The sequence below is a fragment of the Enterococcus sp. AZ179 genome (assembly GCF_050498885.1).
In the GTDB taxonomy this organism is placed as follows: domain Bacteria; phylum Bacillota; class Bacilli; order Lactobacillales; family Enterococcaceae; genus Enterococcus_D; species Enterococcus_D entomosocium.
The window spans coordinates 2,366,714-2,383,168 of the sequence record NZ_JBMHEO010000001.1; the positions used below are offsets into that span (position 1 = coordinate 2,366,714).

General features: G+C 32.0%; 15 protein-coding genes. 12 read left to right on the forward strand and 3 right to left on the reverse strand.

Going from position 1 to position 16,455, the window contains the following annotated elements:
- Nucleotides 1-131: 131 nt before the first annotated feature.
- From IGI88_RS11190 to IGI88_RS11205, 4 genes are all read left to right on the forward strand, one after another.
- Nucleotides 132-779 (forward strand): hypothetical protein, encoded by a 648-nt coding sequence (locus IGI88_RS11190; protein WP_429960504.1) that lies wholly within the window; start codon nucleotides 132-134, stop codon nucleotides 777-779.
- Between the two features lie 557 nt (nucleotides 780-1,336).
- The gene (gene istA, locus IGI88_RS11195; RefSeq protein WP_429960848.1) at nucleotides 1,337-2,746 is read left to right on the forward strand and encodes an IS21 family transposase; all 1,410 of its coding nucleotides are present in this window, start codon (nucleotides 1,337-1,339) and stop codon (nucleotides 2,744-2,746) included.
- Nucleotides 2,743-3,471, forward strand: a complete 729-nt coding sequence (istB, locus tag IGI88_RS11200) for an IS21-like element helper ATPase IstB (protein WP_429960505.1) — start codon at nucleotides 2,743-2,745, stop codon at nucleotides 3,469-3,471. Before istA ends, istB begins: the two co-directional genes overlap by 4 nt.
- Before the next feature lie 272 nt (nucleotides 3,472-3,743).
- Nucleotides 3,744-4,148 (forward strand): Spx/MgsR family RNA polymerase-binding regulatory protein, encoded by a 405-nt coding sequence (locus IGI88_RS11205; protein WP_429960506.1) that lies wholly within the window; start codon nucleotides 3,744-3,746, stop codon nucleotides 4,146-4,148.
- A 302-nt stretch (nucleotides 4,149-4,450) separates the two neighbouring features.
- Here the strand turns inward: IGI88_RS11205 and IGI88_RS11210 are convergent, their stop codons facing one another.
- Nucleotides 4,451-5,965, reverse strand: a complete 1,515-nt coding sequence (locus IGI88_RS11210) for a helix-turn-helix domain-containing protein (protein WP_429960507.1) — start codon at nucleotides 5,963-5,965, stop codon at nucleotides 4,451-4,453.
- 75 nt (nucleotides 5,966-6,040) lie between these two features.
- Nucleotides 6,041-6,598, reverse strand: coding sequence for a recombinase family protein (locus IGI88_RS11215; protein ID WP_429960508.1), 558 nt, complete (start codon nucleotides 6,596-6,598; stop codon nucleotides 6,041-6,043).
- A gap of 807 nt (nucleotides 6,599-7,405) precedes the next feature.
- Here IGI88_RS11215 and IGI88_RS11220 point away from each other — a divergent pair.
- From IGI88_RS11220 to IGI88_RS11255, 8 genes are all read left to right on the forward strand, one after another.
- On the forward strand, nucleotides 7,406-7,780 hold the full coding sequence (locus IGI88_RS11220; protein WP_429969531.1) for a DUF7006 family protein: 375 nt from the start codon (nucleotides 7,406-7,408) through the stop codon (nucleotides 7,778-7,780).
- Nucleotides 7,781-7,941: 161 nt separating this feature from the next.
- Nucleotides 7,942-8,244 carry an LPXTG cell wall anchor domain-containing protein gene (locus tag IGI88_RS11225; RefSeq protein ID WP_429960509.1) on the forward strand — a complete coding sequence of 101 codons (303 nt, stop codon included), beginning with the start codon at nucleotides 7,942-7,944 and terminating at the stop codon, nucleotides 8,242-8,244.
- The gene (locus IGI88_RS11230) at nucleotides 8,231-8,770 is read left to right on the forward strand and encodes a WxL domain-containing protein (protein ID WP_429960510.1); all 540 of its coding nucleotides are present in this window, start codon (nucleotides 8,231-8,233) and stop codon (nucleotides 8,768-8,770) included. Before IGI88_RS11225 ends, IGI88_RS11230 begins: the two co-directional genes overlap by 14 nt.
- A 53-nt stretch (nucleotides 8,771-8,823) precedes the next feature.
- Nucleotides 8,824-9,816 (forward strand): DUF916 and DUF3324 domain-containing protein, encoded by a 993-nt coding sequence (locus IGI88_RS11235; protein ID WP_429960511.1) that lies wholly within the window; start codon nucleotides 8,824-8,826, stop codon nucleotides 9,814-9,816.
- A gap of 177 nt (nucleotides 9,817-9,993) precedes the next feature.
- Nucleotides 9,994-12,312 (forward strand): BspA family leucine-rich repeat surface protein, encoded by a 2,319-nt coding sequence (locus IGI88_RS11240; protein WP_429960512.1) that lies wholly within the window; start codon nucleotides 9,994-9,996, stop codon nucleotides 12,310-12,312.
- A 59-nt stretch (nucleotides 12,313-12,371) separates the two neighbouring features.
- Nucleotides 12,372-12,860: a hypothetical protein gene (locus IGI88_RS11245; RefSeq protein ID WP_429960513.1), complete on the forward strand. Its 489-nt coding sequence runs from the start codon at nucleotides 12,372-12,374 to the stop codon at nucleotides 12,858-12,860.
- Between the two features lie 62 nt (nucleotides 12,861-12,922).
- Complete coding sequence (locus tag IGI88_RS11250) at nucleotides 12,923-13,894, forward strand: WxL protein peptidoglycan domain-containing protein (RefSeq protein WP_429960850.1); 972 nt, start codon at nucleotides 12,923-12,925, stop codon at nucleotides 13,892-13,894.
- A 48-nt stretch (nucleotides 13,895-13,942) separates the two neighbouring features.
- Complete coding sequence (locus IGI88_RS11255; RefSeq protein ID WP_429960514.1) at nucleotides 13,943-14,392, forward strand: hypothetical protein; 450 nt, start codon at nucleotides 13,943-13,945, stop codon at nucleotides 14,390-14,392.
- Nucleotides 14,393-14,902: 510 nt separating this feature from the next.
- On the opposite strand, the gene IGI88_RS11260 is transcribed toward IGI88_RS11255, so the two are convergent.
- Entirely contained in the window at nucleotides 14,903-16,354 is a 1,452-nt protein-coding gene (locus IGI88_RS11260; RefSeq protein ID WP_429960515.1) for a helix-turn-helix domain-containing protein, read from the reverse strand.
- Between the last annotated feature and the right edge of the window lie 101 nt (nucleotides 16,355-16,455).

Genomic DNA, 16,455 nt, shown 5'->3' on the forward strand with positions numbered 1-16,455 from the left:
ATAGATATAAAAAAAGCTGCTAATATAGGACTTTACATACATGTAAACCATTCGTTTCTTTAAGAGTCCAGTAAAATAGTAGATAATAAAATGAGAAACAAAAGTTTAAATCTTGAAGGGAGTATATTTTGATGAAGAAGTTGATGTTTGGTTTAATCCTTGTTTGTGGGACATGTGTTTTATTAGGTGGTGGTGAGTTGGTTCGTGCTGATTCTAGTCCGATGGCAGACTCAAGTGATAGTACCCTAGTCCAATTGGAAGAAGGAGATAATAGTGATCAGTCTGTTATACCATCAAACCCAGTTATCACAATGGAGGAGTTTGAGAAAGGTCAATTAAATGATGGATCGCCATTGCCTGAAGAATTTAACATTGAAACAGGAAACTCCTTAGCTAGATCCGGAGGATACACTTATTCATATAAGCGAGATTCTACAAAAATACTGAAATCAAATGCTGTTATTGGCGATCACCCTGGAATATCCAAACAAAAAAATATCGCCTATTACTATGTTTATGTTAATAGGACTGCAACAGCGACTATCTCTTTTGGATATGGACCAGTGTCTGTTACCTATTCGCCCGCTGGAACCACGGCAGGAGGTGTTTTAGTTGAGTCTATTTCGAAAGGATGGACCCAATTGCGCATTAGAGGAAATGTGAGAGAAAGTAAGTACACGGTTACAGTATATGATAAGTACTCTGGAAACAGAATAAAATCTTACAAGGAAACTAAAAAAACGACAGAAAATATATGGTACGACACTAGAAGAGCTTAAAACAGAAAAAATATTGAAAGTTGATGATTGCTATGCGAAGAAAAGGATTGTTCATATTAAGTTTCATAATCCTCCTATTTACACTTTCAGCCTGCAAAGATACCGCAGCAAATTTAACTAAAATTCCGGATTCGGATCAGTTACTATATGCGACAAATGCCCCTGTCAATCAAGAGGATATTGGTGAGAAGATTGGTTCCATCGAGAAGAAAGTGAACTCGGAGGCTGATCTAGTTGATTGGAGTTCTATGGATTTGAAGGAAGGGACAGAAATATATTTATTAAAAAATCATGAAACAAGCGAAATAAAATATGCCTATAAAAAGGGGAACACTTTCCATAGCTTTAGCCCCTATACATCAAATTAAAGCCATACGAAAGCACGTTGTTTCTTCCCCGTTTTTATATAAATTTGAACCGTCTGTTTGTGGCAGAATTTAACTACACACTAATGCAGCCGAAAGTACACAACTATGCAGCAGTTTGACTGCGAACTAGTTTCCTTCCATCATAAGTTTTAATGACTTAGTGATGGAGGTACAGAAAGGTTGTTAACTTTGGATGATATTAAAACGATAAAGCACTTGAGAAATAATCGTGATCAATCAATTGATCAGATAAGAAAAGCAATGAATATCAATTGGCGAACAGCGAAAAAATACGCCGACAGTGATCAGCTATTCCTTACGGATCCTATTCGAAAAAATAAATCCATGATGGACGATGGCTGGGGAGAAATTATCGGTAGTTGGCTAGAAGAAGACCTGCGCTTACGTAGAAAACTCCGTAGAACTGCCAAAGATATCTATGAACAATTGAAACCTTTGGGTTTCCCTGGCTCCTATCGAACAGTTTGTGTCTATATTTCTCAATGGAAAAAACAGCGGTACGACGAAACGAATTACAAAGCTGTCGATCGTCTTGATCATCCGATCGGAGAAGCACAGGTCGATTTTGGAACAATGGAAGTCATGCATGAAGACCACATGAAAGATATACAACTTCTTATCATGTCATTTCCCTATAGTAATGCGACGTTCGCAAGTGCCATGCCAGCTCAAAACCAAGAGTGTTTCCTGGAAGCATTAAAACAACTATTTAATCAATGCGGCGGCGTTCCAAAAACAATCAGAATAGATAACTTAACTCCAGCGGTAAAAAAAACAAAATCAAAATTTGAAGAAGCGCAACTGACCGATGAATTTTTACGTTTCACCATTCATTATGGTTGTGATGTTCAAGTCTGTAACCCACGTAGTGGGCACGAAAAAGGACATGTCGAAAATAAAGTAGGCTATGTCCGATACAATTTCTTCTCGACTTCGCCAATCATGGACTCTTTTGAGTCCCTAAATAAGCAACTTGAAGAACAATTAAGAACAGATCGAAAAAGGACACATTATTCGAAACATCAATTAATCGAAGATTTGTGGAAGAAAGAAAATAAGGCGTTACATTCTCTTCCACAAGAGGATTACCCAATTTTTAAAGAAGTGGAAGCTAAACTAAATCGTTATCACGAAATGAAATTGGATCAAACTGTTATTCATATTCCTAAAGCATATGGATATTCTCAATTGACCGTTGTTTTGACTTGGAATAAATTCAAAGTCCTTACGCCTCATGGAGAACTCTTAATGAACGAATATCGCCCCTATATGAACAAAAAACGATTGATCCCATGGAGTGATATCTTGAAACAATGGAGTAATAAATTGAATGTCGTTAGTTATTCGAGGTATTGGAAGTACTTGCCTGCACGCCTTCAAAATTATCTAGCAATTGATAATAATCACCTTAAATACAGACGTATAAAACAATTACTAAGTTTATTAGCGACCTATGATATCCAACAAATTAATGAACAATTTTACGAATTAGTTGTTCAAGAAGATGCCCCCTCTGACTTTGATGTGAATTGGTCAAACTATGATGCATTAACAAAATCAGGAGGAGCGCAAAAATGACTGGACAGACTCTAGAAGATTATTGTAAAAAGCTTCGATTAAGCCATATCATCACGAACTTACCAAGAGCTTCTTTCGAAGCTCCAGAACAATTTATTACCGATTTATTCCGTTTAGAGCTTGAGACCAGACAGCAGATCAAATTAGAACGGATGGAAAAACTAGCCAAATTTCCTGTACCAAAATCACTAAAGAACTATGAATGGCACGAAGATATTTTTCTACCATCCCATCTAGATAAGGAGACCCTTGTCTCTCTTGATTTTCTAAAAAGGCAAGAAAACATTGTTTGTGTTGGCTCTCCTGGTACAGGGAAAACACATCTAGCGATCGCATTAGGGAGAAAAGCCTGTCGTGAAGGTGTTTCAACCAAATTTTTCCGAGTAAACAATCTCGTAGAGCAATTAGAGAATGCCTTAAAAAAACAACAGCTCGCCAGTTTCAAGAATCGATTCGAAACAACAGAATTAATTATTCTTGATGAAATGGGGTACTTACCATTGACGAAAGAAGGAGCTGAACTGCTCTTCCAACTGATTTCAGATTGGTATGAGCAAAAGAGCATTATTATTACCTCTAATTTAGAATTCAGTCAATGGAATCGAGTATTTATGGATTCTCGCTTAACAGCTGCTCTTGTTGATCGGCTAATCCATCATGCCCATATTATCAGCTTTAAAGGCGAAAGTTTCAGGTTGAAAAACTCATTATCTAAATCATATTGAAGGAAAAAACTAGTTGCAGCAAAACTCTGCACTTTCGGCTGCATTTTTTTGTAAAAAGCTATTGCACTATACAACCGTCCTCAACCGAAGTTTCTACCGGAAGTATTGTTTTATTCTTGAACAATTTTCTTAAAGAAGGTAGACTGAGTCTATCCTAACATTTAGAACCTTTCGTTCTAACTCTCTGAGCCAGATCATTAATGATCTGGCTTTTTTTTATGCTATAATCAACTTCAATAAATTTGGGACAAATTTCTAGGAGAGACGATGATATGATTAAAGTTTATTATCTTTCTAATACCAACTCGGGTCGTACGGCAATGAAATGGTTGGAGAATCACAATCTTCAATTTGTCGATCGAAAGATTACTAAAAAAAATCCTATTGAAGTACACGAACTTAAAAAAATATTGGTACGTGCTGAAAATGGGTTTGATGATTTGATCAATTATCGGACAAAAAAATTCCAGACTTTAGAAATTAATGAAAGCGAGTGTTCTACAGAATACTTAATCGAAATACTTATCAAGAATCCTTCGATGATTAAGTTGCCTATTATAATCGATGAAAAAAAGATAGTGATTGGTTTTAACGAGAGAGAAATAAGATGTTTTCTATCAAAGGAATATAGACGCACGCAATTATTGGATAGTGGTAGTTATTATCTAAAAGAATAGTTGTAAGAAAAAATTTTTTAGAGTGTTCAGAAAATGACAGATTTGTGAACACTAAACAATATTGAATCCCTAAATTTTCGCATGTATATCAAAGTCTCACTCATTTCAAGATAGTTTTAACTTCATAAGGTATCCAGTTAAAAATTTTCCTACATTAGAACGTGTTGCTAATATAACAATTAAAGAAAAAATCGTGTACGCTGGTTTATAGATAAGTTCACTCTGGACCAACTTATACGACTTTTTCTAATGCAAACGACTTGTTTTTAATTGTTTAACTCAACAACATAAGAAGACCCCAACTACGAGTTGTATTTGAAGTTCATTTCTAGTTCTTTTTCTCCGTCGGATATTATGTGGTTGTAATTATTTTTATAAATATTGCGAACCATAGTAGTTATATTTTCTATATCAGCACTAGAAAGATGCCAAGACACAAGATATAATTTTGCTTTATCTATCTCCAATTGTTCATAACTGAAAACGTTCGTTATAAATATATCTGTAGCTGCAAAGGTGCTCTGATCATTTAAATTATCAGAAGAATCTATCAAGAAAAACGTAAGACTCCCAGGAATAGTTTTCTCAAGTTTACTTTTTATATATTTTGCGAATGCAAAATCGAAATCGATATAAACAGTAATCGTAACTTTGGCAAAAGACGAGAAAAAATTATCTAACAATTTCGGAAAATTGGTTGTAATAGAAAAAAACAAAAAATCGAAATAGTGGTGTAGATCACCTGGGAAACAATTGAAAAAAATCTCTTTGGTTAATTCCTTATAAGAATCCATAAAGAAATCGTTGCTCTCATAAAAAATTTGATAGTGATTATTTAGTGGCTTCATAGCATTTCTAGGCTTTAAAAAACCAAAAAGAATCTCATATATTTCTTTTGAAATATTTCTAAGTTCCTTATCTGTTAATTCAATTTTGAATACGGTACAAAATAGTAACAGAAATCGGGTAATCCCTGTATTCTTAAAATAGTCTTTTTCTTTCTTTGAGCTAAAAAATGTTGAATTTAGGGTGTTATTGTTAGTGAAAATTGAAAAAGTACCAACCCAAAAATCCATTTCATTTTTAGAAGTTATTTTGTTTAATTTAGTTAATTTTCTCGGTAATGAGTTAATAGTACTCAAAAGAAATTTTACTTTTGAAGGGTCATTTACTAATAATTTATGACCGTTTCTTTCACGCTCATAAGAAATCGAAGTAAATAAAGTGAAATTTGAACGGTCCTGTGTGCTAACTGTATTCCTAAACATCTTCGTTCCCAAATTATAAAATTGTTCCAATTGAAATGTAATCTCTTTTTCAAAAGGCAGGCTGTTCAAATTATATTTTGAAGAGAAATATAGTATAAAAAAATATCTAATATTTCTTTCGTCCCCTTCGAGTCTTAAGGGTTTTGTTTTAATAATAATATTATAATGGGGAAAATATGCATTCAGATGCCTAATAGATCTTTTGACAGTAGATTCACTGACGTGTAACTCTTCAGCCAAGGAAAGATAAGTTTTGTGCTTTTCAAAAAAAATAGACTCAACGATTGAACATTCTAAGCTGTAATTTAATATTTTTGAAATACATAAATCATAGGAAGCGTCATGGGGAATAAATAAATAAAAAACACTGCTTTGATTTATTATTTTACAAGGTGAAAGTATGTCATTTAGCAAACTAATGGACGTCATCAACTTGGAAGTACTACTATTGATTGCAGATTTTAATTCATCTAAGGAGGTTGGTCCATTTAAATATAAGATGTTTATTAATTGTAATAATTGAGAGTCTTTCTCAGATAATATTTTCATAATCTTTCCTTTCTCATAAAGTAGTTAATAAAATTTTTACTATTTAATTTTCAAAATAAACTCAACAACTTTATGTTACTTTAAATTTTCTTTCTTTAGATATCTATACACAGTATTTCGGGATATAGCTGCTTTTTTTGCAATTTGAGATATGGACGTATCGGTGTTCTGGTAAAGATCAATGACTAACTCATAATTTTTATTCAATGGGGGCCTTCCTAAAGATTTTCCGTTTTCTTTAGCAGCCTCTAGTCCAGCGCAAACCCGCTCGCTGATAAGTTCAGCTTCCATTTCTGCAAATGCACCCATAATCACAAAGAAAAATCTACCGATAGGGGTATTTGTATCAATGCTATTCTGAATACTTACAAAATTTATCTTTGATTTTTGAAAATAATCCATTAGTTCTAAAAGATGTTTTGTTCCCCTCGATAGACGATCCAATTTAAAAATTACAAATGTATCTCCTGATTTTAGTGTGGCTAACACCTTGCTCAAGACTTCTCTGTTAGAATTTCTGCCGCTATCAACTTCAGTATATATTTCTTCGCAACCGAATCTCTGTAAAGCTAGTAGTTGCGAATCAAGATTTTGATAAGTTGTACTTACACGTGCATACCCTATTATTGCCATTTATTCAGCCTCTTTTCATTTCTACTTTGACTGCTGAAATATATGAGTATCCGAAACCAAATTTATAATTTTGTCTTTTATGCTAGTAACGACGGAATCCACTAGTACATCTTATAAACGAAAATATTTATACCTAGTAGTATAGAGTCTAATACAGTCAGATATCACTATATCAGCTTTTTACAAGTGATTGGTAGATAGTTATCTAAATGATTAAATTACTTTTACCTAAGACAAAGCAAAGAATAATATTGCGTACCTGGTATTTCATGTAAATTAAACACTTATTTTATTGTAAAATATTTAAGACATGTTGTAGATCCATAAGTATTTTGTTTTATGATCATCACTATGTTCGCTTCATAAGTGTTTCGTAATCAAATGATTATGAAACACTAGAAAAAAAGTGTTTAAAAAAATGTAAATCTTAGTAAATAAGGGGCTTATAATATAAAAGAAAGCTGTGCTGTTAACATTTGTTAGCAGCACAGCTTTCTTTTATATTACTACATTTCTAAAAAAATGAAAAATATACGAATTTTTTATTTATATAGAAAGGTGAAAATATAAAAAAAGATGATGTATTAAAGGGGTCAAAAACTTCTGTAATTTTTTCTTTCTTGATCTGATAACAAGTAAAAATTCAGATATATTTATTTACGCTAGTTATGAATTTTAATATTTGAGTAAACGAGTTAATAACCATACTAAGGAGGTAGAAATTATTTTAGTCAAAAAAACAATGAAAAATAATTACGTAATTTAAAGTTTGTATTAACTAATGAACGAAAGAAGATGTGAACAATTTTGATTTTATCTGAGGTTATTAATGGAATGTATTTTGATTCCCACAATATAGTGTTTTCTCAAGAGACAAAAACTAAGTATCCCCGGTTATATGAGGAATATATCAAAATAAAAGATAAGAGTTTTTCCTTGATTAAGGAAACTGAAAGTACAGACTTATTCACACTTATCAAAAATTTGTTGATTTTAGATGCGTATTTACAAAATATGCTTAGTTTTATTAATTTCGATGATAATTATTATAGCGAATCTGAAATCTTGGAACACTGTGCTAGAGATAAATTCGCATATTACAAAGAGGCATTTGGCTGTAGGCTTAACGATCATTCTCCCAATATTTTATTATTTAATATACTTGAAAACGGATGTTTATAAATACTTGGAGCAATAAACTAAAGAATAGGATCTTTAAAAGTAAATATGATAACAAGTTAGATGTGGAAAATTTATTCTTCATTTTTAATATAGTGGGGGGAGTCAGATGCAAATTAAAATTCATTGTATAAAAGGGGGACCTTAAGATTAAAAAAACTATTATGCTTATAGGGATTCTAATAATTTTTAATCATAAAGGATTTCTTTTAGCAAGTGCAGACGAAAAAGAAAGTAAGGCAACAGTAACTATCTATGAAGAAGTGTTTTCTGACTCTAATTCAAATGAAAACGATAGTAATGAAGATACTTCAGAAACAAAAAATATAGCAAAAGCCTTACCAAAAACAAATGAAAGAAATTCCCGAATGTTTTCTCTATTAGGATTAATGATTTCCGGGGTTGCATTATTAGGTTTTCTATATATCAAAATTAGGAATGGAGAGCAATACATTGAAAAAAAATAACTTATTAGTACTGAGTTTAGGATTTATCGTAATCGGAGGGCTTACCATAAGCCAAGTTGTTAATGCAGATGAAGAGAAGCAGACTACGGCTAAAGTAACTATTAATGCTGGAGACTTAACACTTACAAATGTTGATAACATAGACTTTGGGTCTACAACAATAGCAGGCTCTGATGTGGATCTTTCTGAGAATACTGCAACTGTATCAATTGAAGATTTTCGAGGATCAAGTAGCAAGGGTTGGACTTTAAAAGCGAAGTTGCAAGAAGGGAATTTCAATGGAATGGGCTTGAAATTTACTCCTGAGATTACTGAGAACATCAGTATAGCTTCAGCGTTTGCGACGGAAAATTTAAATACTGAAGACCAATTGATTGCTTCTGTATCGGATGATGATATTTTAAATACGGAATTTGATACCGCTATGAGACTAAATGCAACATTAAATATTCCTGCTAAAACCAAAGCTAACACATATACAACAACCATTGTATGGAATTTAGCAGCGACGCCAGAAACAAGATAAATATATATGAGCCCCAATTTTGGGGCTTTTATTATAGGAGGACTATAAACAAATTGATTAAAAGAGGGATTTTTTTTATTTGCACAATTATAAGCTTTGTTTTTTTAGGAACATCAACAGCAATAGCAGATAGCAATGATTTTTCAATATCTCCAATTTTACCTTCAAATCAAAGGGAAGATGTTGAGAGCTATTTTGATTTGCTTGTGACACCGAACGAAAGTCAGACAATAGCAATTACCATTAAAAACAATTCTGCTAACTCTCAAAAGTATAATCTGTTTATCAATACAGCTACAACGAATCAGAATGGGATTGTGGACTATTCAATGACAAATTTTGAAAAAGATGAATCCATGCTATTTTCCTTAAAAGATCTTATTAGTTTGAACACACCTCAAGTAGAAGTAGGTGCCAATACACAAAAAGAAGTTTTCTTCGAGTTAACTGTGCCAGAAGAACCATTTGAGGGGATTTTGTTAGGTGGTATTACTGTGGAACCAGTTGTAGAGGAAAATAATGAAGGGATTAGCAATCTTGTAACAAGAACCTTAGCTATCCAATTATCAGAATTTGATGAAAAAGTGGAACCGAATCTTGAATCGGGAGGTGTGACTTTATCCCAAGAGAATTACCGGAATAACGTAAAAATCGAACTTAGGAATACAACTCCTACGTTAATTAATAGAGTTACTGCGGAAATTTCAATTATCAAAAATGAAAACAATACTCTAGTTCTTGAACAAACAAGGGAACAACTATCAATTGCCCCAAATTCAAAATTTAATCTTATGTCAGAGTGGAATGATCAATTTGATGTTGGAATGTATACATATAAAATTAAACTGGCAGATATTCAAGGTTATGAATGGGAGTTCTCTGAAGACTTTGAAATAACGGCAAAAGAAGCAACGGAATTGAATAAGACTTCATATGATAATGTTCAATACTCTTTATTTAATTATGTTCCGCTTTTGCTATGTGGACTTTTACTGCTTGCCTTCATCTTTTTATTTACACTGCGAAGAAGAAACAAAAAAACTTGATCATGTTTTTTTCATACACCTACTTTAACTAGGATAATCTATGAAATATTAATATTTACTTAAAAGGATTTGTTAAAACATGGCAAAACATGAGGATTCATGAATTATTTACAACAAAGGGCAGTATAAAAGCTAAAGAAGTAATCGAGAGTTTATTGTAAAAAAAGGAAGTGTGACATGAAAAGAATTTTATCAATGATTTTAATCCTGATAATGATAATAAATAGTATGCCTCTAAGTTCTGTTTGGGCGCTAGATTTAGATGATTTATCAGAAGACAGTAAATCTGATGTAGGACCAAGTGATGTAGATGAAAATGAATTTTCGAGTGTAAATCAAACAGAAATCAGCCAAACAATAGAGTCAGATTATGAAGTAACCGAAGACTTGCCTCCTACTACTGAAAGTGATTTTAATGACAGTTTGGAAGGAGGACAACAAAGTGAAAATAATTCGATAGAAGAACTCGAGACGGACGCAAATGATCAGATTCAAGCAAAAGTTGATGAAAACGCTAGTCAAAAAGTTGAGGAAGAAGATGTCGTTTATTTTGGTACCTTTGGAACAAGTTATTTTACTATTGATAGTGATAATGTTTTGCATATTTATGGTGGTGAGTTTGCGAGTAATGAAGAATCAAGATCTCCTTGGTATAACTGGAGAAATTATATCGATAAAATAATTTTTGAAGAAGAAGTTAAAGCAAATGAAAATTCAAGTTATTTGTTTAATGGCCTTTTAAATTTAACATCAATAAGCAATCTAGAAAAGCTTGATACTAGTGCTGTAACTGACATGGGCTGGATGTTTGCTTCGACCAGCAAACTTGTTTCTGGTTCTGAAGGAATGAGTAATTGGAATACAAGCAATGTAACTAGTATGAACGCGATGTTTTTTAATTCGGGATTTACCTCACTGGAAATTGGTAATTGGGATACAGGTAATGTTACAAACATGAACAAAATTTTTTCTAGTTCTAAAGCAACTAGCATTAATCTACAATATTGGGACCTTAGTAAGGTTACAGATTTAACCGAAGGTTTTCAAGGTGTTGTTGCAAACTTATATTTGAATAGGTTGGATACAGGAGAAGTGACAAGTATGAGAGCACTTTTCCAAAATTCAACAATAACATTTATGCCAGGTGCAGATATTACTAGTATAAATACTAGTAATGTTACAGATATGAGTTATATGTACTATAATGCTACACTGACCACTACGGGACATGTATTATTTGAATATTATGATACAAGCAATGTAACAGATATGACTTATATGTTTGCGAATTACAAGGGTCTCGTGCCAAACGTTTTGGGATTTAATACGAGTAATGTAACAAGTATGCGTGCTATGTTTTATGGATATTCTGGGAGTTCTTTAAATGTTTCAGGTTTCGATACGAGCAATGTGACAGATATGAGTTTGATGTTTGATAGCGCAATAAATTTAGTTGCGTTAGATTTAAGCAATTGGGACGTTTCAAATGTTGTTAATATGGCGCAGATATTTCGTAACACGTCTAAAATGACGCGCTTAGATGTATCGACATGGAAAACTTCTAGTCTAGAAAATGGTACTTATGTGTTTAGTAATATGACAAGTCTTACTAGCTTGGACTTAAGTAACTGGGTACTAAACTCATCAACTGATATCTCTAGAATGTTTAGTGGATCTACAAAAATACAAGCTTTGACACTGGGCAAAGACATTCTTTTCACACAAGGACTCGGAGGACTGGCATCAATTTCTGAAACAGATATCTACACAGGAAAATGGCAAAATGTTGGAGGGGGAACTGTCGATGCGCCATCGGGCGAGCATATTTTATCTTCAACAGAACTACTTTCAAGTTTCGATGGATCATCGATGGCGGACACTTATGTTTGGCAACCAAAGCCTAACTACGAAAGTATTGTTGCGGAAGATTCTTTTTTGGATATAGGAGATGATTGGAATCCCGAAGATAATTTTGTGTCTGCAACAGATAAGTTTGGAGAGAACGTTTCATTTGACATGGTTTCTGTGGCAGGCCAAGTAGACACTTCAAAGGCGGGGAAATATCCAATCACTTATACGTACGCAAGCTCTTCCACAACAATTACAGTTACGGTTATAGGATATTTAAGCATTCATGTGCCAGAGACATTAAATTTTGGTTCCTATCAACTGGGTTCGGAAGATAGCTCTTTACCTTATGAAGGGGAGAATATTGTGGTTGTAGATGACAGAGAGAACTCTAGCGGATGGACTTTGTCAGTCACTATTGAAGAAAGTAGTTCTGGTTTTTCAAATTTTATAATGAATGGTAGTTCGAAACTTTCGGATTCTAATATTATCGCTAAGTCTGAAAGCTCAGGTACGAAAGTAATTAACCAAAGTTGGACAAATAAAGAAGGCTTATTCATTGATTATTCCTCGGTATCTTCGCTTAGAGATGATTACGCTATTTTAATTTGGACTTTATCACCGAATACAGATGATATGGAAGAATAAGATCACTTGATAAACAATACTTTAACGAAACTAAGCTATAGATGTGGAGGAAATGTAAAATGAGGAAAACATATTTCATAACTTTTTTAGTTAGTATTTTTATGTCATTTTCTCTGAGTGTTGAAACAATTTCTGCAGACGATAATTTGAGAGAAAAAAACACGATGAGTGCACAAGTAATTGGAGGGGACATTTCATTCTCTATTGAAAATGCAGTAATATTTGAATCACAAATTTTGAGCTCACATATTGATATTGGATCAAAAGATATAGATTATGTAGTTACAGACTATTCAGGAACAGTTGACGGCTATGAAATAACAGCCAAACTACTAGACACAGATCCAACTAGAATTTTGAAGATAAATGATGTTGAACTATCTGATGTATCAAATATTGTTGTTTTGACAGACTCGAATAGTATTGGAGAAAATTCAGATACACTTAATATTTCACTTGAATATAGAGGTATTTCCGAAGCTAAGACATATACCTCTATAATTGAGTGGACTTTCAGTTCGAGTCAAACAAGCGAGATTTTTGAATAGTTGACTATTTAAAATATAAAATCCGAATTTTCCCAATAAGGAGGGGAAGCCTTTTGAAAAAAATGTTGGTAGCAGTACTCGTAGTTTTCTGTAACTTAATAACTAGTATACACGTGTTTTCTGAAGAAAATATAGCTACTTTTTCAGTTGCCCCGATTTATTCAGAACATCAATCACAAGGTGTGAATAATTTTTATGATATTGTATGGACACCTTCATTTGATGAAGAATTTGCAGTGAAAATTACAAATAACACTGACGAAGAACAGTCTTACACTATAAGTGTAAATAAAGCAAGAACCAATAATAATGGAATAATAGATTATTCTGATAGCTCTCCTGAAAGCGAAGATGCTAAATATAAATTGACAGAAATGATCAAGCTTGAAGAAGAAGTTACTTTGGAGGCGAATAGCAGTAAAATCATTGAGGGTAAGCTCCTTTTTCCAGATGAGGACTTTGATGGCATATTGATGGCTGGGATATACATTTCGCAAATTATTGATACCGATGAAGAATCAACAGTATCAAGTTTAATATCATATAATATACCTTTCATTGTGAGAGGAAATATTGATGTAAGACCAAATCCAATTCTGACGTTTAGCTCATTAACAATAGAAAAAGATGATTCGGATACCTCTACCTTTTATGTAACATTGGACAATCAAGGTCCTAATCTTATGAAATCTGTTACTATCTCAGCTGAAATAGTTAATGAGAGTGGAGAAACTATATTGACTCAAGAGCGAGTAATTGATGTAACACCTGAGACGATATTCTCATATCCTATCGAAACAACTTCTTCTATTGATTATGGAAAATACAATATGTTAATTACTGTAAAGCATAATGAAAACAATGAATGGACATTTCAGGAGTCTTTTGATATTCCTAGTGAAGCAAATGATAATCACAATCTCGACACAATGCAAACTCAAAAATACCAGAGAGTGAGTGTGTCTATATTAATAGGTTGTATAGCAATACTATTAACAATAATAACTATTAAAATAAAAAAATCTTTAAAATAAGTAAAAGTTAATGGATGACTTTTTTATCATCTGTATTTGGGAGGAAAAATGCTTATATACCACACTACCAATAGACCAAAACAAATAAAAAAGAGTGGATTACGAAATGTACGTAAGAAATACTTGAATAGAACAAATTACAAACTTAGAAATAAGGTTGATGAGGATAGAGAACTCAAAACTACGGAAGCCATTTATTTTTTTAGAGAAGAGCAAATGGAAATAAATAAGAATCAAAAGCCTAAAAATGTCATATTTTCAATTGATAGTGAAATGTTAGAAAGAAAAGATTTATGGGTCTTTAGCTATGATCAGTACTGCCTTGTCAAGAAAGCTAAGGGAAAAGAGAAGCTAAATTCAGCGATTGAAGATTATTGGCGTTCTAAGTTAAATATTGAAGAGTACGAAAAACTTTCAAAAAAACAAAAAGATTCATACAAAGCAGAATTTTTGTATTTCCAAGAATATATTTCTATAGACAATCTAGATCAATTATAAAAATTACCAAGTTCAAAGAAGCGCGAGAATGGCTCCACCAACTATCTAATGTAGAGAGTGTTCAGAAAATGACGATTTTCTGGACACTCTTTTTAGATGCCGAAATTAATAAGTATTGCTCTGTTTGTGTGTTCATAAACTCGTAACTAAATCATTGTTCAATTAAAATTTAGATTTATGAGTATTCAGACAAATATTGGATGGGGTCAGAAACTTAAAAGTTTTTGATCCTTTTATTATTTATCATTTCATAGCTCCTTCAGTAACTCAGTTAGATATAAAAATAAGAACCAAGTCTAATTATATTATGCAAAATCAGCCCTTTGGCAAAAGAATATGAACTATGGTCTATTACAGAAGCTAATTTAAAATCCATAGGCAAAAATATTTTCTATTTTTACCTATGGATTTTAAATACTATTGCATATGATTAACTAGATGATTATGATTTTATTATCCTAGTTTTAAACTTCCACCTAAGATATACAAGGCATAAGATTAACGGGAAATTTACAATTGAAATGTATTTTTAATTTTTTGGGATATAATTTGATCTACGGTAATATTTATCAGAGAAACTTCCTCTAAATTCAAACTAACATCTATACATAAATAGCATGAATTAGTGTGTTGCGTTAATGTTTGTGTAATATCCTTTGGCATATTGCTGATGATGACATCAGGAGTAAACTTTAAATTTGGCTCAGTGAAAAAATCGGAAGATGTGAATTCTTCTATAGCCAAATTAAACCGCGACATACTTAGAATTTTAAGCTTCAAGTAATTGGAATGTTGCAAGTCAGTGTCTAACAACAGTAATATTCCTAGATTATCGAGTTGATTAACTATGCATAAATCTATATTTGGAAAAAAAGTACAGAGTAAATAGTAAATATAATTACTCTCGTCTTCACTTTTATTTGAAATCTGCGATTCGAAGTAAAGCTCTTTAAGTTTACCAGCTATAACTTCAAATGTATTGTTTGACTTATCTCTAAATCTTTTAAATTTATTGTTCAATATGAAATAAGGTACTTTTAAATTTTTTCCGACTGAAAAATTGAATGATATCTCTTCTAACTTAGAATCTAATAGTTTTTTGTCTAATTTAAAGAACTCAAAAAAATTGTTAAATAAATCTATTAAATATTGATTTTCTTTGCTATGTTGGAAGGTTTCATACTTTTCCAAGAGATTATATTGACTAAGTATTTTATCGAAATTTTCTGTAAAATCGAAATTATGGCCGAAATGGCTATTCTTCGAAATGGAAGATGTAGCACGAAGCTTTTTCGGAAAATTATTGTTATTAGTTAAGTGGATCTGATTTCTCTCTCTTATGTAACGAACGTATATAGCTGTACTAAATCTTTTTATATCTGAGAAATGAAGTTTTTTAAAAGATAATTTTTCGAAATTAGTTAGCAAAGTTTTGACATGAAAATAAAACTGCTCTTCCATTGGAAATAAGGAACTATTGTATTTTTCTAAAAAAAATATTGAAAAGAATTGTACAATACTTGTTTCAGAACCAACAATACGTAAGGGGTTGCTTTTAATACCAATATCGTATGGAGCTAAGATTTCATTTATTTTTTTAATGCTTCTAATTAAAGAAGACCTACTAATAAAAACTTCTTCTGCTAACGCTTCATAGCTTGAAAAATTTTTATGAAATAATGTTTCTAAAATGATAAACGCATAATCATTTTTTAGGATCTCAGCGTATACACTGGTGATATTATGCGCTGGATTGAAAGTTAATTTTAGCTCTTTTTTTTCTTGGAGTATATTTATAGCATTTGAAGAATCATTAATATCGTTAACTATTCTTATTAAACTAGGGAGATCAATACCCAAAAAATTTGTGATATCAGATTTAGAGGCTACGCTAACTTCGGATAGGTACTCAATGAGGTTAACTTTTTTTTTGCTACTAGTGCTAAGTAAATTTGATAGCATTTTAGTCTCCTTAAAAAATTTTACGAATGCTAATTCCAAAAAAGCATTTTTTTTTTAAAAAATGAAATTTCACATTCTTTTTGTTTGTGAGATTATTTTAC

Bases quoted from the DNA above. Each gene is read 5' to 3' on its own strand.
- IGI88_RS11190 (WP_429960504.1), top strand. From the start codon at position 132: ATGAAGAAGTTGATGTTTGGTTTAATCCTTGTTTGTGGGACATGTGTT.
- istB (WP_429960505.1), top strand. From the start codon at position 2,743: ATGACTGGACAGACTCTAGAAGATTATTGTAAAAAGCTTCGATTAAGC.
- IGI88_RS11205 (WP_429960506.1), top strand. From the start codon at position 3,744: ATGATTAAAGTTTATTATCTTTCTAATACCAACTCGGGTCGTACGGCA.
- IGI88_RS11210 (WP_429960507.1), bottom strand. From the start codon at position 5,965: ATGAAAATATTATCTGAGAAAGACTCTCAATTATTACAATTAATAAAC.
- IGI88_RS11215 (WP_429960508.1), bottom strand. From the start codon at position 6,598: ATGGCAATAATAGGGTATGCACGTGTAAGTACAACTTATCAAAATCTT.
- IGI88_RS11225 (WP_429960509.1), top strand. From the start codon at position 7,942: ATGCTTATAGGGATTCTAATAATTTTTAATCATAAAGGATTTCTTTTA.
- IGI88_RS11240 (WP_429960512.1), top strand. From the start codon at position 9,994: ATGAAAAGAATTTTATCAATGATTTTAATCCTGATAATGATAATAAAT.
- IGI88_RS11245 (WP_429960513.1), top strand. From the start codon at position 12,372: ATGAGGAAAACATATTTCATAACTTTTTTAGTTAGTATTTTTATGTCA.
- IGI88_RS11250 (WP_429960850.1), top strand. From the start codon at position 12,923: ATGTTGGTAGCAGTACTCGTAGTTTTCTGTAACTTAATAACTAGTATA.
- IGI88_RS11255 (WP_429960514.1), top strand. From the start codon at position 13,943: ATGCTTATATACCACACTACCAATAGACCAAAACAAATAAAAAAGAGT.
- IGI88_RS11260 (WP_429960515.1), bottom strand. From the start codon at position 16,354: ATGCTATCAAATTTACTTAGCACTAGTAGCAAAAAAAAAGTTAACCTC.